This is a genomic window from Vibrio sp. 1167, from assembly GCF_033340375.1.
Lineage (GTDB): Bacteria > Pseudomonadota > Gammaproteobacteria > Enterobacterales > Vibrionaceae > Vibrio > Vibrio alginolyticus.
In genome coordinates, this window is sequence record NZ_JAWOWK010000012.1 from 34,530 (window position 1) to 59,082 (window position 24,553).

The 24,553-nt window shown below is 45.8% G+C and carries 20 protein-coding genes; 13 read left to right on the plus strand and 7 right to left on the minus strand.

The genetic code is table 11. The features are described 5' to 3' along the window. Nucleotides 1-2: 2 nt before the first annotated feature. The 10 genes from kdsD (at nt 3) to mgtE (ending at nt 7,770) form a co-directional block, all read left to right on the plus strand. Nucleotides 3-974: an arabinose-5-phosphate isomerase KdsD gene (kdsD, locus tag R7Z78_RS19885; RefSeq protein WP_005381104.1), complete on the plus strand. Its 972-nt coding sequence runs from the start codon at nt 3-5 to the stop codon at nt 972-974. An 86-nt stretch (nt 975-1,060) separates the two neighbouring features. After that, the gene (gene lptC / locus R7Z78_RS19890; RefSeq protein WP_005381106.1) at nt 1,061-1,624 is read left to right on the plus strand and encodes an LPS export ABC transporter periplasmic protein LptC; all 564 of its coding nucleotides are present in this window, start codon (nt 1,061-1,063) and stop codon (nt 1,622-1,624) included. Beyond that, nucleotides 1,605-2,099 carry a lipopolysaccharide transport periplasmic protein LptA gene (lptA, locus tag R7Z78_RS19895; RefSeq protein WP_005381109.1) on the plus strand — a complete coding sequence of 165 codons (495 nt, stop codon included), beginning with the start codon at nt 1,605-1,607 and terminating at the stop codon, nt 2,097-2,099. The genes lptC and lptA overlap by 20 nt, the downstream gene beginning before the upstream one ends. 1 nt (nt 2,100) lies before the next feature. After that, entirely contained in the window at nt 2,101-2,826 is a 726-nt protein-coding gene (gene lptB / locus R7Z78_RS19900) for an LPS export ABC transporter ATP-binding protein (RefSeq protein ID WP_005381111.1), read from the plus strand. A 50-nt stretch (nt 2,827-2,876) separates the two neighbouring features. Then, nucleotides 2,877-4,346: an RNA polymerase factor sigma-54 gene (locus tag R7Z78_RS19905; protein WP_005381112.1), complete on the plus strand. Its 1,470-nt coding sequence runs from the start codon at nt 2,877-2,879 to the stop codon at nt 4,344-4,346. Between the two features lie 24 nt (nt 4,347-4,370). Next, nucleotides 4,371-4,658, plus strand: coding sequence for a ribosome hibernation promoting factor (gene hpf / locus R7Z78_RS19910; RefSeq protein ID WP_005381114.1), 288 nt, complete (start codon nt 4,371-4,373; stop codon nt 4,656-4,658). 2 nt (nt 4,659-4,660) lie between these two features. Beyond that, nucleotides 4,661-5,107: a PTS IIA-like nitrogen regulatory protein PtsN gene (ptsN, locus tag R7Z78_RS19915; RefSeq protein WP_005381116.1), complete on the plus strand. Its 447-nt coding sequence runs from the start codon at nt 4,661-4,663 to the stop codon at nt 5,105-5,107. 14 nt (nt 5,108-5,121) lie between these two features. Continuing rightward, entirely contained in the window at nt 5,122-5,985 is an 864-nt protein-coding gene (rapZ, locus tag R7Z78_RS19920) for an RNase adapter RapZ (protein WP_005388424.1), read from the plus strand. Nucleotides 5,986-5,987: 2 nt separating this feature from the next. Further along, a complete protein-coding gene (locus tag R7Z78_RS19925) occupies nt 5,988-6,263 on the plus strand; it encodes an HPr family phosphocarrier protein (RefSeq protein ID WP_005381120.1) in 276 nt (91 codons plus the stop codon). A gap of 148 nt (nt 6,264-6,411) precedes the next feature. Further along, complete coding sequence (gene mgtE, locus R7Z78_RS19930) at nt 6,412-7,770, plus strand: magnesium transporter (protein WP_005381121.1); 1,359 nt, start codon at nt 6,412-6,414, stop codon at nt 7,768-7,770. A 64-nt stretch (nt 7,771-7,834) separates the two neighbouring features. Here the strand turns inward: mgtE and pmbA are convergent, their stop codons facing one another. Beyond that, nucleotides 7,835-9,178, minus strand: a complete 1,344-nt coding sequence (gene pmbA, locus R7Z78_RS19935) for a metalloprotease PmbA (RefSeq protein WP_054577139.1) — start codon at nt 9,176-9,178, stop codon at nt 7,835-7,837. A 110-nt stretch (nt 9,179-9,288) separates the two neighbouring features. Here pmbA and yjgA point away from each other — a divergent pair, with 110 nt between their 5' ends. After that, complete coding sequence (yjgA, locus tag R7Z78_RS19940) at nt 9,289-9,816, plus strand: ribosome biogenesis factor YjgA (protein WP_005381124.1); 528 nt, start codon at nt 9,289-9,291, stop codon at nt 9,814-9,816. An 89-nt stretch (nt 9,817-9,905) separates the two neighbouring features. Here yjgA and R7Z78_RS19945 read toward each other — a convergent pair whose 3' ends face one another. Then, the gene (locus tag R7Z78_RS19945; protein WP_104975636.1) at nt 9,906-10,868 is read right to left on the minus strand and encodes a D-2-hydroxyacid dehydrogenase; all 963 of its coding nucleotides are present in this window, start codon (nt 10,866-10,868) and stop codon (nt 9,906-9,908) included. Nucleotides 10,869-10,970: 102 nt separating this feature from the next. Continuing rightward, complete coding sequence (locus R7Z78_RS19950) at nt 10,971-11,723, minus strand: pseudouridine synthase (protein WP_053303451.1); 753 nt, start codon at nt 11,721-11,723, stop codon at nt 10,971-10,973. A gap of 342 nt (nt 11,724-12,065) precedes the next feature. On the opposite strand from R7Z78_RS19950, the gene R7Z78_RS19955 reads away from it, so the two are divergent. Then, on the plus strand, nt 12,066-13,331 hold the full coding sequence (locus tag R7Z78_RS19955) for an NRAMP family divalent metal transporter (protein WP_005381130.1): 1,266 nt from the start codon (nt 12,066-12,068) through the stop codon (nt 13,329-13,331). A 108-nt stretch (nt 13,332-13,439) separates the two neighbouring features. On the opposite strand, the gene rapA is transcribed toward R7Z78_RS19955, so the two are convergent. Next, entirely contained in the window at nt 13,440-16,349 is a 2,910-nt protein-coding gene (gene rapA / locus R7Z78_RS19960; RefSeq protein ID WP_104975637.1) for an RNA polymerase-associated protein RapA, read from the minus strand. 561 nt (nt 16,350-16,910) lie between these two features. Here rapA and R7Z78_RS19965 point away from each other — a divergent pair. Next, nucleotides 16,911-18,287, plus strand: coding sequence for a PhoH family protein (locus tag R7Z78_RS19965; RefSeq protein WP_005381133.1), 1,377 nt, complete (start codon nt 16,911-16,913; stop codon nt 18,285-18,287). Between the two features lie 66 nt (nt 18,288-18,353). On the opposite strand, the gene tldD is transcribed toward R7Z78_RS19965, so the two are convergent. The 3 genes from tldD to R7Z78_RS19980 are packed head-to-tail and all read right to left on the minus strand — an operon-like array spanning nt 18,354 to nt 24,547. After that, complete coding sequence (tldD, locus tag R7Z78_RS19970) at nt 18,354-19,799, minus strand: metalloprotease TldD (RefSeq protein WP_005381134.1); 1,446 nt, start codon at nt 19,797-19,799, stop codon at nt 18,354-18,356. 11 nt (nt 19,800-19,810) lie between these two features. Next, a complete protein-coding gene (locus R7Z78_RS19975; protein WP_005381136.1) occupies nt 19,811-20,632 on the minus strand; it encodes a carbon-nitrogen hydrolase family protein in 822 nt (273 codons plus the stop codon). A 33-nt stretch (nt 20,633-20,665) separates the two neighbouring features. Then, entirely contained in the window at nt 20,666-24,547 is a 3,882-nt protein-coding gene (locus tag R7Z78_RS19980; protein ID WP_104975638.1) for a YhdP family protein, read from the minus strand. Nucleotides 24,548-24,553: the final 6 nt, after the last annotated feature.

Genomic DNA, 24,553 nt, shown 5'->3' on the forward strand with positions numbered 1-24,553 from the left:
ATATGTCCAATCAATTTGATTTTCGCGCTGCTGCTAAACAAGTTCTTGATATCGAAGTTGCTGCTCTGCAAGAGCTAGATACCTACTTTGATGATCAATTTGAAAAAGCGTGTGAACTTATCCTTTCCAACAACGGCAAAGTTGTCGTTATGGGTATTGGCAAGTCAGGCCATATTGGTAACAAGATTGCCGCCACTCTGGCAAGCACTGGGACTTCGGCGTTTTTCGTTCATCCAGGCGAAGCCGCACATGGTGACTTGGGTATGATTAGCCCTGGTGACATTGTGCTGGCAATTTCTAACTCTGGTGAATCAAACGAAATTCTGTCTCTATTTCCAGTATTAAAGCGCCTGAATATTAAGATCATCAGCATGACAGGTAAGCCAGAATCAAATATGGCCAAGCTGTCTGACTTACACCTGCAAATTACGGTACCTCAAGAAGCTTGTCCGTTAGGCCTGGCGCCAACTAGCAGTACGACTGCCACATTAGTGATGGGAGATGCATTAGCCGTAGCTCTGCTTCAAGCTCGTGGTTTTTCTGCCGAAGATTTTGCCCTATCTCACCCAGGTGGTGCACTGGGGAGAAAACTGCTACTTAAGTTGTCTGATATTATGCACTTTGGAGAAGCGTTACCTAAAGTTTCTCCTGACGCATTAATTCGCGATGCCCTGCTTGAAATTTCAGAAAAGGGGTTAGGCATGACAGCCATCGTCGATGAGCACGATGCTATGCTTGGTATATTCACCGATGGTGATTTACGTCGTACCTTAGACAAGCGTATCGATATTCATACGACGGCAATTGGCGAGGTCATGACGACAAACCCAACCACAGCACACCCTGATATGCTGGCGGTTGAAGGTTTGAACTTGATGCAGAATAAAAACATTAACGCTCTGATTTTATGTAAAGACGAAAAAATTGTGGGTGCACTGAACATGCACGATTTACTAAAAGCTGGCGTGATGTAATATCAGCACAAACATTTAAATCATTTATTAGACGAATAAAGGCAATGGTCAGGGAAGTACTGAGCTAAACGATAGGCCTTCATTATATGAGTTTTACTCGCCTTATTTATTTGCTCTTGATCTTCGTTGTAGCGTGGTGCGGTTATTACCTACTAACCCCTAAAGGCAACGACGCAATTCAAGTAGCACCAGATTCTGAACTGCCCATGTTCAGTGGTTCTGGATTAGAAAACATCACCTACGGTGAAGATGGTGTCCGCAGTTACATCATTCGCTCCACTAACTTAGACCATTATGCTAAGAGTGGAGATACTATTTTTAATAACCCGACTTTGATGGTTTACCGTGAAGGTAGCGTCATTGAATGGAAGGTGACTGCCACAAGAGCAGTGTTAGATGAAGACCAAGTTTTGACTTTATATGACAAAGTCTTAATGCAAAATCTTCTGCCTGGTGCGAGTTTTGATACCATGGCAACAGACAAATTGGTCATTAATCTAACCAATCGTGATTTTAAAGCTGACCAACAAGTGATGTTGGTTGGACCACAATTTGAAACTACTGGAGGCGCAATGCAAGGCAACTTAAAACAGCATACTGCGACTCTGACAGATGAAGTTCAAGGTCGATATGAAACCGTTACACCTTAGCCTACTGGCACTGGTATTGGCGGCGCCTCAAGCGCTGGCACTCAAGTCGGATACTCAACAGCCGGTTTACATAAACTCTGACACCCAACAGGTGGATATGAAGAGTAACCAGGTTGTTTTTGAAGGCGATGTATCTCTTAAGCAAGGGAGCATCAATATCGATGCTGATAGAATCGTGGTAACTCGCGATCCTAAAACCGAAGCAATTAAACAGATTCAAGCATTTGGTAAACCTGCGAAGTTTTCTCAGCTGATGGACGATGGTAAAACACTTAGTGGTCAAGCTACGGAGTTGGATTACCGTATTTCTACAGACGAACTGACCATGAAAGGTCAAGCGCAGCTGGCACAAGACAACAACACCATCAAAGGTTCTTCGATTCGTTACCAAATTGGTAAACAAAAGCTAGTCGCAGATAGCTCTAAGGAAGAGCGCGTTACGACCATTTTGCAACCCAATCAGATAGAGAACTAATATGGCAGTACTGAGTGCGAAAAACTTGGCGAAAAGCTACAAAAAACGCAAAGTCGTCACTGATGTTAGCTTAGAAGTTGAATCTGGTCAGATTGTTGGGCTACTCGGTCCAAACGGTGCGGGTAAAACCACCTCGTTTTACATGATTGTCGGCTTAGTACCTCGTGATGAGGGCACCATTACCATTGACGACAATGACATCAGTATTTTACCGATGCATAGCCGTTCACGCCTTGGCATTGGCTATCTTCCGCAAGAAGCGTCGATTTTCCGTAAGCTTTCAGTAGAAGATAACATCATGGCCGTACTTGAAACTCGTCAAGAAATGACGAGGGAAGAGCGCCAAGATAAACTGGAAGATTTGTTGGAAGAATTCCACATCCAGCACATCAGAACCAGTGCTGGTATGGCACTATCAGGGGGTGAACGACGCAGGGTGGAAATCGCTCGAGCTTTAGCGGCTAACCCTCAGTTCATTTTATTGGATGAACCTTTCGCTGGTGTTGACCCAATTTCGGTTAATGACATCAAGAAAATCATTGAGCATCTGCGCGATCGTGGTCTCGGAGTGTTAATCACTGACCATAATGTACGTGAAACACTGGACGTATGTGAAAAAGCCTATATCGTGAGCCAAGGGCACCTAATTGCATCGGGAACTCCGGCAGAAGTTCTCAATAATGAACAGGTGAAACAAGTTTATCTCGGCGAACAATTCCGTCTATGATTATATTAGGAACGGTAAGATTCTGAGCATTACAAGGTAAGTAACACTGAATGAAACCTTCATTACAACTCAAGCTAGGTCAGCAGTTAGCCATGACGCCACAGTTGCAGCAAGCGATTCGCTTATTGCAATTGTCGACACTCGATCTTCAACAAGAAATCCAAGAAGCGTTGGACTCAAACCCATTATTGGAAGTTGAAGAAGGCCAAGACGAGCCTCTAGCAAACGGTGAAGATAAGTCAGCGGTCGAGGCTGCTGATAGCAACAGTGCTAGCGAACCAACAGAAATTGACGTTCCAGATAGCTCCGATGTGATAGAGAAATCAGAAATTAGCTCTGAACTTGAAATCGACACGACTTGGGATGACGTCTACAGCGCGAATACTGGTAGCACTGGCTTAGCTCTTGATGATGATATGCCCGTCTACCAGGGCGAAACCACTGAATCATTACATGATTACCTCATGTGGCAGCTTGACCTAACACCATTCAGTGAAACCGACCGCACGATTGCATTAGCGATTATTGACGCTGTTGACGACTACGGCTATTTAACTTTGTCGCCTGAAGAGATTCATGAGAGCTTCGATAATGAAGAGATAGAGTTAGACGAAGTAGAAGCTGTTCGTAAACGCATTCAACAATTCGATCCTCTTGGCGTTGCATCGCGTAACTTACAAGAATGTTTGTTACTGCAACTGACGACCTTCCCAGAAGACACGCCGTGGCTTGCTGAAGCCAAAATGATACTTGCGGATCATATTGATCACCTAGGCAACCGAGACTACAAGCTCGTCATCAAAGAGACTAAGCTGAAAGAAGCCGATCTTCGTGAAGTCTTAAAGCTTATCCAACAGTTAGATCCTCGTCCAGGTAGTCGCATCACTCCTGATGATACCGAGTACGTAATTCCAGACGTATCCGTTTTTAAAGACAATGGCAAATGGACCGTTTCTATAAACCCGGATAGCGTGCCAAAATTAAAAGTAAATCAACAATATGCTCAATTAGGCAAAGGTAATAGCGCGGATAGCCAGTACATCCGCAGCAATTTGCAAGAGGCCAAATGGTTAATTAAGAGCTTAGAGAGTAGAAACGAGACGCTACTCAAAGTTGCAAGATGTATTGTTGAACATCAACAAGATTTCTTCGAGTATGGTGAGGAAGCCATGAAGCCAATGGTGCTCAATGATGTCGCTTTGGCTGTGGACATGCATGAATCCACGATTTCTCGTGTAACAACGCAAAAATTTATGCATACACCACGTGGTATTTTTGAATTGAAGTACTTCTTCTCTAGCCATGTTAGTACTGACAACGGCGGAGAATGTTCGTCAACAGCAATTCGTGCACTCATTAAAAAACTGGTCGCAGCAGAGAATACTGCCAAACCACTGAGTGATAGTAAGATTGCTGCTCTTCTGGCTGACCAAGGGATTCAGGTCGCAAGACGTACGATAGCCAAATATCGCGAATCCTTGGGAATTGCCCCTTCAAGTCAGCGTAAACGCCTATTATAAGGCACTAACTGAAAAGGAAAGTCTATGCAAATCAATATTCAAGGCCATCACGTTGATCTTACCGATTCAATGCAAGACTATGTAAATTCTAAGTTTCAGAAGCTCGAAAGGTTCTTCGACCACATCAATCAAGTGCATGTTGTACTAAAAGTTGAAAAAATTACTCAAATCGCGGAAGCTACGCTTCACATAAATCAAGGCGAAATCCACGCATCAGCCGATGACGAAAATATGTATGCCGCGATCGATTCGCTGGTAGATAAATTGGTTCGCCAACTTAATAAGCACAAAGAAAAACTAAACAGTCATTAATCATGCAACTGAGCGAAATACTGTCATTGGACTGCACCAAAAGTGCGGTCCACTGCACGAGTAAAAAACGCGCCCTTGAAATGATCAGCCGTATCGTGGCTGATCAAACGGGCCAAGATTCTACCGAGCTGTTCGAATGCATGCTCAATAGAGAAAAAATGGGCAGTACCGGTATCGGAAACGGTATTGCGATCCCTCACGCGAGAATGCAATCAAGCGACAAGGCCATTGCTGTCTTACTGCAATGTGATGAAGCAATCGAATTTGATGCGATTGACAATCGACCTGTCGATCTTCTTTTTGCGCTCCTTGTACCAGAAGAACAGTGCAAAGAGCACCTCAAGACTCTATCCTCTATGGCAGAACGTCTGAGCGATAAGCAAGTATTAAAACTACTGCGTAATGCTCAGAGTGATGAAGAACTTTACGACATCATGATTCACCAATAAGCAGGACTAACTCCATGCGACTAATCGTTGTTAGCGGGCACTCAGGTGCCGGTAAAAGTATTGCGCTTCGTGTACTGGAAGACTTAGGTTACTACTGTGTTGATAACCTGCCAGTTAACTTGCTAGACGCATTTGTTCATTCTGTTGCTGACAGCAAACAGAATGTTGCAGTCAGCATTGATATTCGTAATATTCCTAAAAAGCTAAAAGAACTGACGAGTACACTAGAACAGTTAAAAACTGAGCTTGATGTGACCATGCTTTTCTTGGACGCCAATAAAGAAACGCTACTCAAACGCTACAGCGAAACACGCCGAATTCACCCGTTATCTTTAGGTGGCACCTCCCTCTCGCTCGATCAAGCCATCGAGCGTGAGAAACAAATTTTGACGCCACTCAAAGCGCATGCAGATCTGGTCCTAAATAGTAGTGGGCAGTCTTTGCATGAATTGAGTGAAACCGTGCGTATGCGCGTTGAAGGCAGAGATCGCAAAGGGCTCGTTATGGTATTTGAGTCTTTTGGTTTTAAATACGGCCTGCCTTCCGATGCCGATTACGTATTTGACGTTCGCTTCTTACCTAACCCACATTGGGAACCAGCACTACGCCCGCTTACAGGTCTGGATGCTCCTATCGCCGCATTTTTAGAGCAACACCAATCGGTGTTAAGTTTGAAATATCAAATTGAAAGCTTTATAGAGAATTGGTTACCTCTGCTTGAGAAAAACAACCGCAGCTACCTGACCGTTGCAATCGGTTGTACTGGTGGTAAGCACCGCTCGGTGTACTTAACTCAGCAAATCGGTGAATACTTCGCCAACAAAGGACACCAAGTACAAATTCGCCATACCTCACTAGAGAAAAACGCTAAGGAGTAGCCGTGGAGTTAAGTCGTAAAGTATTGATTCAAAACCGCCTTGGCTTACATGCTCGTGCAGCAGTCAAACTGGTCGAACTGGCACAGAGCTTTGAAGCGGTCATCACCATCGACAATGAAGAAGACAAAACCGCCACAGCAGACAGCGTAATGGGCCTGTTAATGCTAGAGTCCGCTCAAGGACAATACGTCACGATCCACGCAACGGGTGGGCAAGCGGAAGAAGCACTGGATGCCGTTTGCCATTTGATCGAAGATAAATTTGATGAAGGCGAGTAGTTTACTCGCTTTTTTCTTACCTCCCATTATCTTTCTCTTCCCTGACCTAATAAATAAATTTGCTTAGTATCATAAGTTGTTATTAAAAGGCGCCTAGAATTAAGTTATTATTCAACGCATTGTAAATATCAGGAATTGGGAGGAATGAATGGCAGAGCAAATTGAATTCGACCAAGCTCACCAAGCCCTCCAAGAAGTCACAGAAGCGCTAGAAAATGGCCGCTTCGTCCATGTTCGTCGTCAATTACAGGACATGGAACCTGAGGATATCGCTCACCTTTTAGAAGCCTCCCCACGTAAGAGCCGTGAAGTTCTTTGGCAACTCACCGACCCTGAAGATTATGGTGAAATCCTTGACGAGCTGAACGAAGACGTCAAAGACAGCCTCGTATCCAAAATGGCACCAGAAGCGCTTGCAGAAGCGACAGAAGGCATGGATACCGATGACGTGGCTTACGTACTGCGTAGCTTGCCTGACAACCTGTCACGCGAAGTCCTGTCGCAAATGGACTCATCTGACCGCCTACGGGTCGAAACCGCCCTATCCTACCCAGAAGACACCGCGGGTGGGCTGATGAACACCGACGTCATCACAATTCGTGGTGACGTAGATGTGGACGTAGTTTTGCGTTATCTACGTATGAAAGGCGAGCTTCCAGAAGCTACGGATGCCCTGTATGTGATCGATGAAGAGAGTAAGCTCATCGGTGAACTGCCGATCACGACGCTTATTACCACTCAGCCAGACGTAAAAATCATTGATGTAATGGAAGACGCGGACGAGGCCATCACCGTCGATACTAGCGACTCAGATGTTGCGAGTCTGTTCGAACGCCGTAATTGGGTATCTGCACCTGTTGTTGATGAAAACTTGCATTTGGTCGGTCGTATCACCATCGATGACGTGGTTGACGTTATTCGTGAAGACGCGGAACACTCGATGATGAGTATGGCGGGTATGGACGATGACGAAGATACTTTCGCGCCTGTTGTAAAATCAGCTCGCAAACGCAGTATCTGGCTTGGCGCTAACGTATTAGCCGCCCTTGCTGCTGCTTCCGTTTCTAACATGTTTGAGGCCACATTAGACCAAATGGCCGCCATTGCGGTATTGATGACGATTGTTCCGTCCATGGGTGGTGTCGCTGGTAACCAAACCGTCGCACTAGTGATTCGTGGTCTTGCTCTTGGTCATATCGGAGACTCAAACAAACGCGAACTGTTAATGAAAGAAGCCTCGATCGGCTTACTTAACGGCATCATGTGGGCGCTAATTATTGGTGGTATTGTTGTTGCTTGGAAAGGTAACTGGATGCTCGGAGGAATCATTTCCGCCGCCATGCTGACCAACTTATTGGTCGCAGGTATTGCCGGAGTAACGATTCCAATCCTATTGAAAAAAATGAACATCGATCCCGCTTTAGCTGGTGGTATGGCATTAACAACAGTGACGGATGTGATTGGTTTATCTGTCTTCTTAGGGCTTGCCACAATACTGATTACCTAACAGAAAAAACGAAAAAGCCTGATGAACACATCAGGCTTTTTTGATTCTGAATTGCTAGAAAAGCTTATTCACCCGCCACTTTCATGGTATCCAGTAGGATAGAGCCCGTTTGGATTTGTGAGCGCGTTTCAATATCACTACCAACCGCCACAATCTTGGTGAACATGTCTTTTAGATTACCTGCGATGGTAATTTCTGATACTGGGTATTGGATTTCACCATTCTCAACCCAGAAGCCTGCGGCACCGCGAGAGTAATCCCCCGTTACCACGTTCACACCTTGTCCCATGACTTCTGTCACTAGAAGACCAGTACCGAGCTCTTTAAGCATTTGTTCGAAGTTTTGGCCTGTCGACTTCACGTACCAGTTATGAATCCCACCAGCGTGACCTGTCGGCGTCATCTTCATTTTACGTGCGGCATAACTGGTTAACAGATAAGTTGCTAGCACACCGTCGGTAATGATCTCACGGTCTTGAGTGTACACACCTTCACTATCGAATGGACTTGATGCCAAACCACGCAATACATGCGGACGTTCTGAGATATTGAACCATTCAGGAAGCACTTGTTTGCCTAGATGGTCAAGTAAGAAAGAAGATTTTCGGTACAGGTTACCACCGCTGATCGCCATAACGAGATGGCCAATCAAGCCTGTCGCAACATCAGCCGCAAACATGATTGGGTATTGACCTGTTTTTAGACGCTGCGCATCTAGGCGGTTAACCGTATTCTCTGCCGCCTTACGACCCACCGTTTCTGGGGTCCATAAGTCATCACGATGACGTGCCACGGTGTAGCTGTAATCACGTTCCATCTCGCCGTTTTGACCAACGCCAATTACACAACAGCTAGTACTATGGCGGCTAGACGCATAACTAGCTAATAAGCCATGGCTATTGCCATACACTTTCACGCCGTAATGACTATCATAACTCGCGCCATCACTTTGCTTGATTGCATTGTTATAACTTAGCGCCTCTTTTTCTGCTGCAATCGCCACATTGGCAGCATAGTCTGGATCGGGTGCGTCTGGGTGGAAAAGATCAAGCTCAGGTATCTCTTGCACCATGTATTCTTTTGCTGCAGGGCCTGCAAATGGGTCTTCAGATGTGTAATGTGCAATATCTAGCGCCGCTATAACGGTTTGCTCGATTGCAGCTTCACTTAAATCAGACGTGGAAGCACTGCCTTTGCGTTGACCTCGGTAAACGGTAATGCCCAGCGCACCATCGCTGTTGAACTCGACATTTTCTACTTCACCCATACGAGTTGAAACACTTAAACCAGTGCTTTTAGTAATTGCGACTTCGGCGGCGTCAGATTTTGCCGATGCAAGCTTTAAAGCTCTTGCGACGGCTTGCTCTAGCTCGGTACGTTGCTCAGCAACCTGCTGTTTAATATCCATTGTCTTTCACATCTTGTCTTTGATGAACAATAGGATAACAAGAATTTCGCTTTCTCCCCATGATTCTTGTTAAAATAGTCATAATATTAATCAAAACACAGGCAACTGAAATGGCACGTAAGAATCAAAAAGCGCCATGGGAACCAGAAGAAGAGATCATCTGGGTAAGTAAATCCGAGATGAAGCGAGACATGGAAGAACTGCAAAAGCTAGGTGAGGAGCTTGTCGGCCTCAAACCTTCAGTTCTAGAAAAGTTTCCATTGAGCGAAGATTTGCGAGAAGCAATTGCTGACGCGCAACGCTTTAAAAATGAAGCGCGTCGTCGCCAATTACAACGTATCGGTAAATTGATGCGTTACGAAGATCCAGAGCCAATCCAAGCCGCACTGGATAAAATTCGTAATAAGCACTCTCAATTAACGGCGGTATTCCACAAACTTGAAGCGTTGCGTGATCGCGTAGTGGAAGAAGGTGACAAAGCCATTGATGACGTAATGGAAATGTACCCAGAAGCGGATCGTCAGCGTCTACGCCAACTTGCTCGCCAAGCAGCGAAAGAGAAAAAAGCTGGGAAACCAGCAAAAGCGTACCGCGAAATCTTTCAGATCCTTAAAGGTCTAAACGAAGAAGAGTTTTAATTCGAGGGCTCACGCAATGAGCATTCGATTTAAACGCAAAAAGCAGACGTCAATGTCTGCTTTTTTTATCTTTGATTTTACAGTCAGCGTTACACTAAGCGATTAACGCGGTCTCCGCGCTCGAAAGCGTTAATGTTCTCAATCAGGATTTCCGCTAAACGTTGGATAGATGAGTCGCTGCCCCATGCAACATGCGGTGTCAGTAACAAATTAGGTAAACTCATATTGGCAATCAGCGGATTGCTCTCATCTGCCGGTTCTTGTGTAAAAACATCAAAACCAGCCGCTGCAATTTCTTGCTGTTTTAAGGCATCCACCAGCGCGCTCTCATCCACCAAACCTCCACGCCCTGTATTAATCAAAATGGCGTTGGACTTCATTTGTTGCAACTCTGCTTGACCAATTAAATTCTGAGTATGATCGTTGAGCGAGCAATGCAAGGTCAGCGCATCGGAGCGTTTTAATACTTCCTCAAACGACACATAACCTGGTCTACATTCTGCCGCCCCTTTACGCTCAGAAAACAAGACGGTCATTCCTAACGCTTGAGCCAGATTCGCCGTCGCTTGCCCTAGTGACCCACTACCAACAACACCTAACGTGCTACCACCAATATCCCCGATTGGGTGAGTAAAAAAACAAAACTGCTGGTTACGCTGCCACTCACCTGCGGCAATATCTTGGTGGTACCCAAATAAATTCCGTCTTAAAGCGAATAACATTGCCATCACGTGCTCGGGCACCGAACGCGTCGCGTAACCACGTACATTAGCAACCGCAATATCATGATTAGCACAGTAGTTCACATCGACGTTGTTAAAACCAGTTGCGGCAACCGCGATCATCCGTAATTTTGGTAGTTGCTCTAATACATGTTGGTCAAGCAGGACTTTATTGCTAATCACGATATCGGCATCGGCTAACCTTTCTATTACCTGCCCAGGCGCAGTTAGGTCGTACTCACGCCAGTGGTGCGGAAAGCTAGGTCGTGGGATCTCAATATGTTCTGGGATGGTCGCTCGATCTAAAAATACGATGCTTGGCAAAGACATAACAACTCCTTGTTCACGGCTGAAAGACAGGATACATCAACCACAGTAACGAAATAGCCAAAAATAGCGAACTAGAAAGAACCGCTGTTAGTGCAATTGGCATTAAGGGTGTGGCAACGTTTTATAATCAGGCAATGTACGCTCTGGCGAAAAATAGTTAAAGATCATCGCCTCGGCTTCAGAATAAAAGTCACAGGGTACAAAAATACTGCTCAGCTGATCCGTAGCTGGATGATAAAAACTTAGCTCCGCAGCGTGCAACTCTAAACGTTCTGAAAACTGATACGCCTCTTCGCTTGCATAAAACTCATCACCCACAATCGCATGACCAATCGCCATCAAATGCACGCGTAACTGATGCGATCGACCAGTAATGGGGAGTAACCGCACAACGGTCGTATGGGTGCCATCAGGGTGCACTTCACGCTTCACTACTTGGAATAAAGTTTGAGATGGTTTGCCGTCGTCAAAACATACTTTTTGTCGTGGACGATTTGGCCAATCACAATTTAATGGAAGATCAATATTCCCTTCTTGCGACTCAACATGCCCCCAAACACGTGCGTAATACACCTTGTGAGTGAGGCGATATTGGAACTGCTTTTTTAATGCTCGCTCCGCGGGTTTGTTTTTCGCCAGCAACATCAACCCTGATGTCGACATATCCAAGCGATGCACAACTTGAATTTCTGGATGCAACTCTTTGAGGCGGCTCCACATGCTGTCGTAATGCTCTGCAAGGCGACCAGGGACAGACAGCAGCCCTGATGGCTTATTCACTGCCAGAATGTCGTCATCCTCAAAAACGATATCAACCCAAGGGTCGGTGGGAGGGGTATATTCAAGCATTGCCATGGGAGATCTCTACAAAATAAAAACGCCGCGATTATATACCCAAATAGCACCCAGATGCAGGATTCTGAAGAAAAGTTCAACCCAATAAAACAAAGTCAATCCTTTAGCATAAAAACTAAAAATAGCACGTTGTAAATTTAGTTTGACAACAAGACGCATAACTGAATAGAGTGCTAGATGCACACAGCATGATATTCGCAAAGAATACTTAAAATAAATACATCAAAACACAGCATTTAAAAGACATTACCGTTGCGCAGTATAGGGCGATCGCTCAGCTTGTCATGTACTGCGGTATGTATCTCTTTAGAAAGATACATAAGATAAAAAGGACAATAAGCAATGGACTCCGCCGTTATAGATAAACCCCAATCCAAACTTTCCTTATTTTTTCGTTCGCTAGGCCCCGGCATATTAATGGCATCTGCTGCGGTCGGTGGCTCTCACCTCGTGGCATCAACCAAGGCTGGTGCGATTTATGGTTGGCAATTGGCTGCACTGATTCTGCTCGTAAACCTGTTTAAATACCCTTTTTTCCGAGCGGGCGTACAGTACACCATGGGGACAGGGCTGACCTTGGTTGAGGGCTACGCGAAATTAGGTCGGCCTTATCTATGGCTATTTCTATTTCTGAGCGTGGTATCGGCCGTCATCAATACCGCCGCTTTGTTGATGTTTAGCGCTAGCTTGCTGGGCTACTTCATTCCGTTTTCACTATCAATGGCATCACTCAGCATCATTGTGATTGTCACCTGCCTGATCATATTATTTGCTGGCCATTACAAAGCGCTCGATACGCTATCTAAAGTGATCATGTCGGTGTTAACCATCGCGACTTTACTCGCTGTTTCTATCGCCTTTGGTAACCCTGTTGAACAAGTGGCCAACTTCGAGCCGCCGTCACCTTGGTCTATTGCGGCTATTGGTTTTATCGTTGTGACAATGGGGTGGATGCCTGCACCGATAGAGATCTCCTGTTTAACCTCAGCATGGCTAAAACGCCAATCAAGCCAGCAAGAAGTAACATACCGCTCTGCTCTATTTGACTTTAATGTCGGTTATATTGGCACGGCGTTTCTTGCCATTATCTTTGTATCGCTAGGCTCTTTGATGCTTTATGGTTCTGGCGTTGCGCTTGAAAGCTCTGGCGTTGGCTTCTCCCACCAATTGGTTGGCTTATATGCGGCAACGATTGGCGAATGGTCTCGTTACTTAATCGCGGTAATTGCGTTTTTCTGTATCTTTGGCAGCACGATTACCGTTATTGATGGCTATTCGCGCGTTATTTCGGATTCTCAACGCCTACTGCGCTCACAACCAGACACTAACCCTAAAACCACTTCAGCGATCATGCTGGTAGTCTCCTTACTTGCATTAGGTATTGTGGTTTTCTGGGCTTCTGCGTTATTGCCTATGCTGAACTTTGCGATGATTCTCGCCTTTATGACCACGCCATTCTTTGCTCTGCTAAATTACACCTTAGTGAGCAAAACTGAGTTACCTGAGCCTTTGGCTGTTGGACCTAAACTAAAGTGGTTGTCGATTGCAGGCCTGATTTACTTGTTTGGCTTCTTGGCTGTATTTATCTGGTGGAAGTGGTTGATGTAAATGAGATAGCTATCAGTGATTAATGCATTCCGCATAAAGAAACTAAACCGTAAATAAAGAAAAAGGTCTTCAACTGAAGACCTTTTTTAATGAGCAATAAATACTTACTTAGTTGTGGCTCACCACAATCAAACGCAGCGAGTCGAGCTGAACCTGAGCTTGGTTGATATAACCAGTAAGCTCTTTAATTTGTGCGTCGATAGCTTCAATTTCTTCGTCACGAATATTTGGGTTCACCGCTTTCAGTGCTTGCAAACGCTCAAGCTCTGCATTCAAACTGTGCTGCATATCTTGATGAGCTTGTTTGCGTACTTCTTCGACCTTCTCTTCAATAAGAACATCACCGGCTTCAATTAAGCGGTGTACGTCTTTCTGTACCGACGTAACCAACTTGCTACCTAAGTGACGGTTTACAGGGCTGAGCTGGCGGTTAAAGCTTTCAAACTCCACTTGAGCAGACAAATCATTACCACGCGAGTCCATCATTAAACGGATTGGCGTTTTCGGTAAGAAGCGCGCGATACCACTGCGTTTTGGCGCTTGCGCATCTACCGCGTAAATCAACTCAAGAAGAATAGTCCCGACTGGTAACGCTTTGTTTTTCAATAGAGATACCGCAGACGTCCCCACCCCTTCACTCATAAGAAGATCGATACCACCCTGGATCATTGGGTGTTCCCAACTGATAAAGTGCATATCTTCACGAGATAAAGCCGTATCACGATCAAACGTGATCGTCGCTCCTTCGTATGGCAGACCTGGATAGCTTGGCACCATCATGTGCTCAGATGGGGTCACAATCAGGGCGTTTTCACCTTTATCGTCTTGATTCAAGCCAATCGTGTCAAAAAGAGAAAGTGCGAAGGTGACCAGATTGGTATCGCCGTCAGTTGATTCAATTTTCTCAACGATTTGTTGTGCTTTTTCCCCGCCATTTGAATGCATTTCTAATAGGCGATCACGGCCTTGCTCCAATTGGGATTTCAGCTCTTTATTCATTTTTGCTGACGCTTCAATGATCTCATCTAGCGTGCTGGTATCACCGGAGGCAAGAATTTCAATCAGATCATCGGAGTACTTATCGTAAACAGCACGGCCTGTTGGGCAGGTTTCCGCAAAAGCGTTCAGGCCTTCATCGAACCAACGTGCTAGGATCGCTTGCGATGTGCCTTTCAGGTAAGGAACATGAATGTCGATATCGCGATTTTGACCGATACGGTCCAAACGACCAATACGTTGCTCAAGCAAGTCTGGGTTAAATGGCAAGTCGAACATGACAAGTTGGTTGGCAAACTGGAAGTTACGACCTTCAGAGCCGATTTCGCTACAGATAAGAACTTGTGCTCCACCTTCTTCTTGCGCAAAGTAAGCCGCCGCTTTGTCACGTTCAAGAATCGACATACCTTCGTGGAAAACGGTGGCGCGGATACCTTCACGCTCACGCAGTGCTTGCTCCAATTGCAGTGCGGTACTCGCACGAGAAGCAATCACGAGGATTTTCTCGCTGCGCTTCTCTTTTACTTTTTCAAGCAACCAATTCACACGCGAGTCAAACTGCCACCAGCTCGCGTCATCGCCTTCAAATTCTTGGAAAATTTCTTCCGGGTAAAGGTTCTTCATCGCACGTGCTTCAGAACTCATCTTACCGCCAATCATCCCAGCAACACGCATTGATGTAGTGTATTGCGGTGGAATATCCATTGGCATCAGATGCACGTTACGCGTAGGGAAGCCTTTGATGGCCGCGCGCGTGTTACGGAACAGAACACGCCCTGTACCATGACGATCCATCAAGTTATCGATCAACTCTTGGCGTGCCGACGCTTTAGCTTCTTCGTCCGCTTCACTTTCGATAATACGGAAAAGTGGTTCTACGTCTTGTTCAGACAACAACTCAGTGATCTGGTTTTTTGCTTCATTAGGTAGCTTTTCACCGGAAAAGAGTGAAGTAATCGCATCCGCTACGGGCGCGTATTGATCTTCTTCCTCAACGAATGCTTCGTAATCATAGAAGCGGTCTGGATCCAACAAACGCAGACGAGCAAAGTGGCTCTCACGACCAAGTTGCTCTGGCGTTGCAGTCAGTAACAACACACCTGGAGCACGTTCAGCCAAACCTTCTACCACTTGATATTCACGGCTCGGTTTATCTTGACTCCATTCAAGGTGATGCGCTTCATCGACAACCAGTAGGTCCCATTCACCTTCCAGTGCTTGTTCAAAACGCTTGCGGCTCTTGCGTAGGAAATCCAAAGAACACAGCACATATTGCTGAGTATCAAATGGGTTTTCTGCATCCGCAAAAGCTTCGATACAGCGCTCTTCGTCAAAGATAGAGAAATGCAGATTGAAACGACGCATCATCTCAACCAACCATTGATGCTGTAGTGTTTCAGGCACCACAATCAAAATGCGTTCGGCACGACCAGACAGAACTTGTTGGTGGATGATCATGCCCGCTTCGATGGTTTTACCCAAACCTACCTCATCCGCCAACAAGACGCGTGGCGCGTGACGACGGCCAACTTCGTGCGCGATGTAAAGCTGATGAGGGATCAAACCTGCACGCATACCACATAGGCCACGCATTGGGCTCTTATGCTGCTCAAACTGGTTGGTTAGCGCACGGTAACGCAGAACAAAGTTGTCCATACGGTCGATTTGACCGGCGTACAACTTATCTTGAGGTTTGTTAAAACGAATTTGGTTGCTAAGGAAAATCTCACGCAGAACAACAGCGGTTTCTTGCGTGTCTTCACGAGTACCGAAATAGGTGTAAAGACCTTCATCTTCCAGTACTTCTTCTACTTTTAGAGACCAACCTTCTTGGCAATCGATGACATCCCCAACATTAAAGGTGACTCGGGTAACAGGTGCATCGTTACGTGCGTAAACTCGGTTTTCCTCTGACGCTGCAAACATCAATGTCACAGTACGAGCATCCATTGCTACAACGGTACCTAAACCTAAATCGCTTTCCGTATCGCTAATCCAGCGCTGCCCCAAAGCAAATGTCATGAATTGACTACCTCGTTATTAGTTCTTGATTCGTATTTCTTGTTGGTCTACTCATGCCCGTGGGCATGGATAATAGTTTAGATCTGATTCTGGCTTCTGCTATGCCGATAGCATTCGTCATTTCAGTATGAACTGAGTATTTTTTAAGCCAGCTCAACATGATAAATCGGACGTAGCCTATACGCAGAAAAAGGTCGCTAATCTTACTTGAAGCTGTGATTTAGGTCACGCCGAAACCGCACCAAGCAGAAACTTTTTTTCCCAAACTCTAAATGCAATCAAATTGTAAAATACTCATGCCAATTATTAAGTTGTAGAACGTAAATATTACGTATACTTCTAATGAGGGGCGTTTAAAACCATTGCATATGATTTAAGCGCGTTAGTACACGATTAGGATCAACACGGGTTTGCAGTAAGTTGTCTTGCTACTCGGTTGCACACTAGCCGACATCAGCCCGACAACCTCTATTGCAAGCAATCAGAGTTAGGTCACTTCACACCTATTTGGAAACGACCTAACAACTCGCATGCAGAGCCGTACTACGGCAAGGAGACGCTATGGGCGATACCGATCGGAAACTGTTTGTACTCGATACCAACATTCTTCTTCATGAACCCTTTGCCATCTTCTCTTTCCAAGAACACGATGTCGTTATCCCCATGACCGTGTTGGAAGAACTCGACCGAATCAAAGACAGCAAGCGCGACGTTGCAAGAGATGCGCGCGTGGCTATTCGCACCTTGGAAGATTTGTTTAAAGAAGCAACGCCAGATGAAATCTCTGAAGGCATTCCTGTTTCTAAAGACAACCCCGACCAAGGTACTATTTCCATTTTGGCGGATTTTGAACTGCAGGAAACCGTCAAAGCCTTCGCCGACAAAGCCGGTGACAACCGTATTCTCAACGCGGTGCTTTATCTGCAAAATAAACGTGCACCACGTGAAGTGGTACTGATCACGAAAGACATCAACATGCGTCTGCGAGCCAAAGGGGCTGGTGTACGCTTTGTTGAGGACTATAGAACCGACCAACTGATTGACGACATTCAATACCTAACCAAAGGCTTTCAATTGCGTGAAGGTGATTTCTGGAGCGGTATTGAGGAAGTAGAAAGCTATGCACTGGGCGGAAAAACTTACCACAAACTCAGTCGCGAACCCTTCGACCCAACCTTTATCAACCAATACGTTATTGATGAAGACAGTGACTTTGCTGGTCGCGTAGAAACCATCAATGAAGACAAGCTAACGCTTCTCGACCTGAGCCGCGAACGTCTAATGCATCGTAAGGCTTGGGACATCACACCTAAAAATATCTACCAGGGAATGGCGTTAGATGCCTTACTCGATCCAGAAATTGACTTGGTGATTCTAACGGGTGCGGCGGGTAGTGGTAAGACATTACTGGCAATGGCAGCAGCATTGGAGCAAACCATTGAAAAAAGCATGTTCGATAAAATTATCGTAACACGTAACACGCCAGATATCGGTGAATCCATCGGCTTCTTACCCGGCTCCGAAGAGGAGAAAATGATGCCGTGGTTAGCGGCGGTGACCGATACCTTGGAAGCGCTACATAAACACGATCACTGCACTGAAGGCTCATTGAAGTACATCTGCGATAAAGCCAACATTCAATTTAAATCGATCAACTTTATGCGTGGCCGTTCAATTCAAAATGCGTTTGTACTGCTTGATGAGTGTCAAAACCTCACTGCATCACAAATCAAAACCATCATTACCCGCTGTGGTGAAGGAACCAAAATCGTCTGCTCCGGTAACTTGGCGCAGATTGACTCTCATTACCTCACCCCAGTGACATCAGGATTGACGTACATGGTTGAACGCTTCAAGAACTTTGAAGGCAGCGCGAATATTCACCTCAACGGCGTGGTTCGTAGCCGCTTGGCGGAATTTGCTGAAGAAAACCTGTAATTGACACCGACTCACAAAGCAAAAGAGCGCTCTAATGAGCGCTCTTTTTATAACGATTCAACTGAGTTACTCAGTGCCACCTACTGTCAGTGAGTCCAGTTTCAAGGTCGGCTGACCAACCCCAACTGGCACACTTTGACCTGCTTTACCACATACGCCAACGCCCTTGTCGATACTTAGGTCGTTACCGACCATAGAGACTTGCTGCATTGCTTCGATACCTGATCCAATCAACGTCGCACCTTTAACAGGGCGCGTAATTTTACCGTTTTCAATCAAGTATGCTTCGGATGCAGAGAACACAAACTTACCCGAAGTAATGTCCACCTGACCGCCACCAAAGTTTGGCGCATACAACCCTTTCTCGACCGTCGAGATTATTTCTTCTGGCGTATGTTCACCTGGTAGCATGTAGGTGTTGGTCATACGCGGCATTGGTAAATGTGCATAAGACTCACGACGACCGTTACCTGTTGGGTTCACACCCATTAACCGCGCGTTTAGCTTGTCTTGCATGTAACCTTTCAGCACACCATTTTCGATAAGCGTGTTGTACTGGCCGTTTACCCCTTCATCATCCACATTCAGTGAACCACGAAGGTCTTTTAACGTGCCATCATCGACGATGGTACACAGCGAAGACGTCACTTGTTGACCCATTTTGCCAGAGAAAACCGAAGATTCCTTCCGGTTAAAATCACCTTCTAGGCCATGACCTACCGCTTCGTGTAGCAACACGCCAGGCCAGCCAGAACCCAATACTACTGGCATCATGCCAGCTGGTGCTGCTTCTGCTTCAAGGTTGATTAACGCCATGCGAATCGCTTCGTCTGCGTAATGAAAAGCTTGTTTCACACCATTGCTTTCCGTTAAAAAGAAATCGTAACCGAAACGGCCGCCGCCACCAGCGCTACCGCGTTCACGTCGTTCACCTTTTTGTGCGAGCACGCTAATAGACAAACGCACCAAAGGACGAATATCGCCTGCATAAGTACCGTCTGTTGCCGCAACAAGCATCTGCTCATGCACACCGCTGATGCTGATCGAGACTTCTTTAATCAATGGTTCTTTAGTGCGGATGTAAGCATCTAGAGATTTGAGCAATTCTGTTTTTTGCTGCTTTTCCCATTCAGCTAGTGGATTCACAGCGGCGTAGTACGCTTGGTTTTCGGTGCGTTTAAACGCTTGGACTTTACCATTCTGCCCTTGCTGAGCAATACCGCGCGCCGCCATTGCACTCTGCTTCAGGCCTTCAGGCTGGATTTGATCAGAGTAGGCAAAGCCGGTTTTCTCGCCAGTTACTGCACGGACACCAACACCACAATCAATGTTAAAAGAGCCATCTTTGATGATGCTGTCTTCTAGAACCAGAGACTCATGCCAGCTGGACTGAAAGTAAATGTCCGCATAATCGATCTGGCGCGTCGCAATGCTGGCAAGCGTGTCAGCAATGTCTTGTTCTGTCAGACCATTTGGGGCAAGGAGTGCCTGTTCTATTTGGTTTGTGCTCATAGTTAGCTCTTTTATTTCCGTCTCAATTCATTTTGAAAGCGACTGTGTTGAGTCAGCGGCATATTCTGCCTTACTTGTTGGCTTTGTGACAAATCTATCTCAGTCACCAATAAACCTACTTCATCCTGAAGCTGTTTATGGATACGTCCCCAAGGGTCAACGACCATTGAGTGTCCCCATGTTTTTCGTCCACATGGATGCGTTCCAGTTTGTCCGCTTGCCAAAATCCAACATTGTGTCTCAATCGCTCTAGCTCGCAATAATACTTCCCAGTGAGCTTGCCCCGTCACAGCGGTAAACGCAGCGGGCACCACAATGATATCCGCCCCTTCTTGACGCAATACTTTATAAAGTTCTGGGAAACGTAAATCATAACAAATACTCAATCCAACACTGCCGATATCAGTTTCCGCAACGACTATTTGATTACCCGCCATAAACGTATCCGACTCACGATAACTACCATAACCATCGGCTACGTCGACATCAAACATATGCAGTTTGTCATAGTGAGCAATGCATTTACCGTGCGGCGGAAATACAAGTGTTGTGGTGGTGACACCTTTTGCGGTTTGAATGGGCATGCTTCCGACAATTAGCGTTAACTGGTTCTTTCTAGCGATTTCACAGAGCCGCTGTTGAATCATGCCACTGCCAAGTGGCTCTGCATGTTGATGATAAGCTTCGCGACTGGAAAATAGCACTGTATTTTCAGGAGTAAGAACAAGTTTGGCACCTTGCTTGCTCGCTAAAGCACACTGTTTTTCAATGAAGTCCAAATTCGCGTTAATATCCGGACCCGAAGTCATTTGAATAATGCCAACACGCTCCATGTGTTTCCTCCCTATTCCATTATATTCGGTGAGTTATTTGGCCTGTTCACGCAGTTTTTCTGGCAGCTTATATTCACCTTTACTTCGCGAAATTTCTTTCACCGTTGGTGAATCTAGTGGGCCTTTCACTTCATAATTGACTTGAGTGAAGACCTCAACCACCGGAGATATCACCGTAGAGATGGCCAAGACATACAAAGCAGTTTGAGGCGCAACGGCAAACGCGGTCAGCATTGGTAGGCCTGATGTGATGTCTGGTGTGAATTTCACTTCCGCATCAACCATTCTGCTGTTCATATTAGCGATGCCGCGGATTTGCATTTCCCCTGCTAACGCATCCATTACGATATCATTGGTGATAAACACACCGTCTTGGATTTTGCCCGTTCCCGTGATCGAGTTGAATGCCATGCCTTTATCGAATACGTCGGTAAAGTCGAGCTGCATCTTACGGATGATAGAATCCAAGCTGAACAAGCCTAACAAGCGTGCCGCACCACTAACTTCACTGATCACGCCTTTACCAAATTCCGTTGAGACGTTTCCTTGCAAGGTTTGTGTCTTCATTGACCAAGGTGCGCCGTCCCACTCCATATTGGCATTGATCTCAAATGGTGCTTGTTGAATGCCTGATGTAATACCAAAGCGCTCCATAAGATCGGTGTTGTTATCACCTTTCATTTTCATGGTTAAGTTGGAATGACTACTCTCTTTCGTCAGGTCCCACCAACCACTCATATCAATGCGGTTTTTGCCGCTACTAAAGGTGATATTTTTCCACTCCAAGCGGTTCTCGCGACGCTGCAAATCAACATTAACTTTGCCCACTTTGTAACCTTGCAGCCAAAAATCATCGATGTTCAAAGTTAAGTTTGGCATCTCTGCGTGAAACTTGCGGTCAAAATTGGTAATCAAAGGTGCGTTTTGATCTTCACTCGCAAAGATTGAACTGCGCTCTTTGGTCATCTCTTCAAACCCTGGGATGTACAGATGCAAGTGCTCTAGAGAGACCGATAGATCATAGGGTTTCAGATAGTTAGCTTTCCCTTTAACCTCTTGACTGTCCACATCGAGTTGCCAACTCAAATTTTTCTTGCTTGCTGAAAAATCCACATCATGAAACTCAATCCCACCGAGCTGTAAGTTTGGCGTTTCAACTTCAATGCGTGTCGGCAATGGAATGGTCGGCGTTTTCATGCTTGCCAAAACAGACGATGAAGGCTTGCTCTCAGAGACCTGCGCAAGCTCCGCCCATTGGTCTAAATTCAGTTCTTCGACACGCACCGAAGCATCGTGCCCGACAATAGGACTAATCCGGAAGCCACCTTTGCCAACCATTAAATGAGTCGCAGTCAGAACCGGGACATCGCCAGCGATATCTATCTCAGTTTGATACTTCACATTTGGGATCTGTAGTCGTGCTGAAATACTCTCTTGGTTGCCGGATGCTTGCAGTTTCGCTTGCCCAGACTCACCAATTTTTTTCGCTAAAGGATAAGGATATTGACTAGCCAGACGATTTAGCTGCGCCAGCACTTCAAGCTGATAAGTGAAACCAACATCATTGAGTTGCAAGTCAATATCCATTTGCCACGGCGCATGGCCAGAAACAAGGTTTAACCAACGCTCACCGACATAGGGTTTGAGCGGCTCGACATCCCAATCTCCTAGTGTATTAATTGTCACGTTGTAGCCTTGCTCTGCACTCTCTCCATGGAAATCAAGAGAGATAGGCTGTTGTAATAATTCGGCCGACAAACCCGATGTGGTAACCACATCATTGTCGAAGGTGATACGTCCTGTGGCGTTTTCAAGCGTCATTGGCGGCGCTTCAATATCAACACGATTTTCTGTTAAATCGGCATAACCCCAAGCGCGAGAGTCTTTCTCAAAATCAAACGGTATGTTGAGTTGAAACTCAGAGTAAACGGGCCCACTCACTTGCAGCGCTGTCAATGCGGCACCGACTGAATCCACTAATGGCGTCGCCATCATGTAGTCACGGACTTCATTACCCGGCGCGCTTGCTTTCGCTTCAATCTCGATGTGTCCACCTTCTGCCAACTCAGGGATTCGCCCAGTGATACGCTTGGCATGAACGCCATTTAGTGTGGCTGATTTTGAATCCAAATACATGGCATCATTTTCAAACAGCAAGTCTAGCTGCAAATCCGTGATGGTTGGCCATGCCGTATCAAAGCTAAATTTCGCGTCTTTTAATCCAACCCAAGCTTGGAACATGCCATTATGTTCTTTGTAAGGAAAATCACCTAACTCGCCATACCACAACAATTTCGCTGTGTTCACTTTACCGCCCTGAATCGCGGTCGAAAGATAGTCGGTCAAGTCTTGTCCAAGTGCCAGAGTCGGTAGATAGCGCCATGTTTCACCCGCGTTGTAGAGATCCGCTTCGGCATAGAACGATAAAAATGGGCTTTGTTCTTTTGGAAAATCAAGACGGAATGCCCCCAAGACTTGAAGATCAGGCGTTGCTGCCGTCACTTTATCCGCCCACAAACGCCAACCCGCATCATCTTGCTGCCAGATAATATCGACTTCACCTTGTTTGATATTCAGCGGAGCTTGGAATACATCGCCGTACGGAAAGACATCATCAATGACGGTGACTTTTGCTTTAGCTTGATTCACATCCCCCGATACGCTGCCCTGTACGTGATGAAACCCGGGTAGGAGCTCCCATTGTGTCATCGCGAGTTCATCCAGTTCAGCCGAGTAGCGTAAGGTGTCTAAACCACCGTTCATTGACAATCGGACATCTTCGACCCGACCTTTCGGTGCTAGTTTGTTAATAAGGTCACTGGTCGACTCTGACTCTGGAGCCAGCTTGATGAGCGGAATGAGTGCTTCTATGTCGAGTTGAGAGAGATTAAGCATCCAGCCGTTTGGTTGCCAATCAAACGCGACGTCTAGCTCTGGCCAAGGGGTATTATCGGTTCTGATTTGAAGTGAGTGACCATTTACTTTCCAGCCTTGTTTATCTGGTCGAAGATTGAAAATTCCAGACTCAATAAACAGCTCATGATGTCCATCTTCATTCCACACCAACTCGGAAGGCAGCAATTCAACATAAGCATCATGCGGTTGGCTATGTTTGAGCGTTAGCCAAGTATTTAAGCTGACTTTACCCGACTCTGCTCCTGACTCTTCTTGCATGTAAGTGGTCAGCCAAGGTGTGACCGAGACATCTTGAGCACTCACGTAAAACTCACCAGATACATCGCGCAACGAGCCATGATCTTTAAAGTTAGCGCTTACTAACAATGAGTTCAGGCGAACATCGGCAATGCTAACCGTGCCTTCGGCTACGTGACGTTTCCCTTGATTGCTCCAACGAAGCTGCTCAATATCTAAACGGCGAGTTTCACCAGACACCGACTTATACCAAATCCGTGAATCGCTAATAGTGAAGTCTTCGAACTGACGTAAAAGAAGTGAGTCGAGTTGGTCAATGAGTTTCACTTCGCTCTTATCCACTTCAGGCTTCGGATCTTGACGATGAGAAGTCGGCAGAATGTCTACCGTGTGAATGTCTAAAGCGAGGTTATGAATGGTAAGGTCTGCAACTACAGGTTTAAGTTGAAAAAGAGATTGAATAAGGTCGAACTCAATTTGGACTTCTTCAACAGCGAAGCGTGCATCTTGCACGTTTGGTAGATTTGCCTCTAAACCCAGTAACGCAATTGAGGGATGATTATTGCGCCACGTCCCTGCGACATTAGCAATAGAAACGTCAAAACCTGTGCCTTGTTTGACCCAGGTTTTGATCTCATCTTGGAAATGGTTAAGTTGCGGCAGTGTGACGCGAAGCGTGGTTACTAATATGGCTAATAACACCAATACAGTAACTAAACTCCACGCACAAAAACGCCCAAAACGGTTAACACCAGAATTCACAAATGT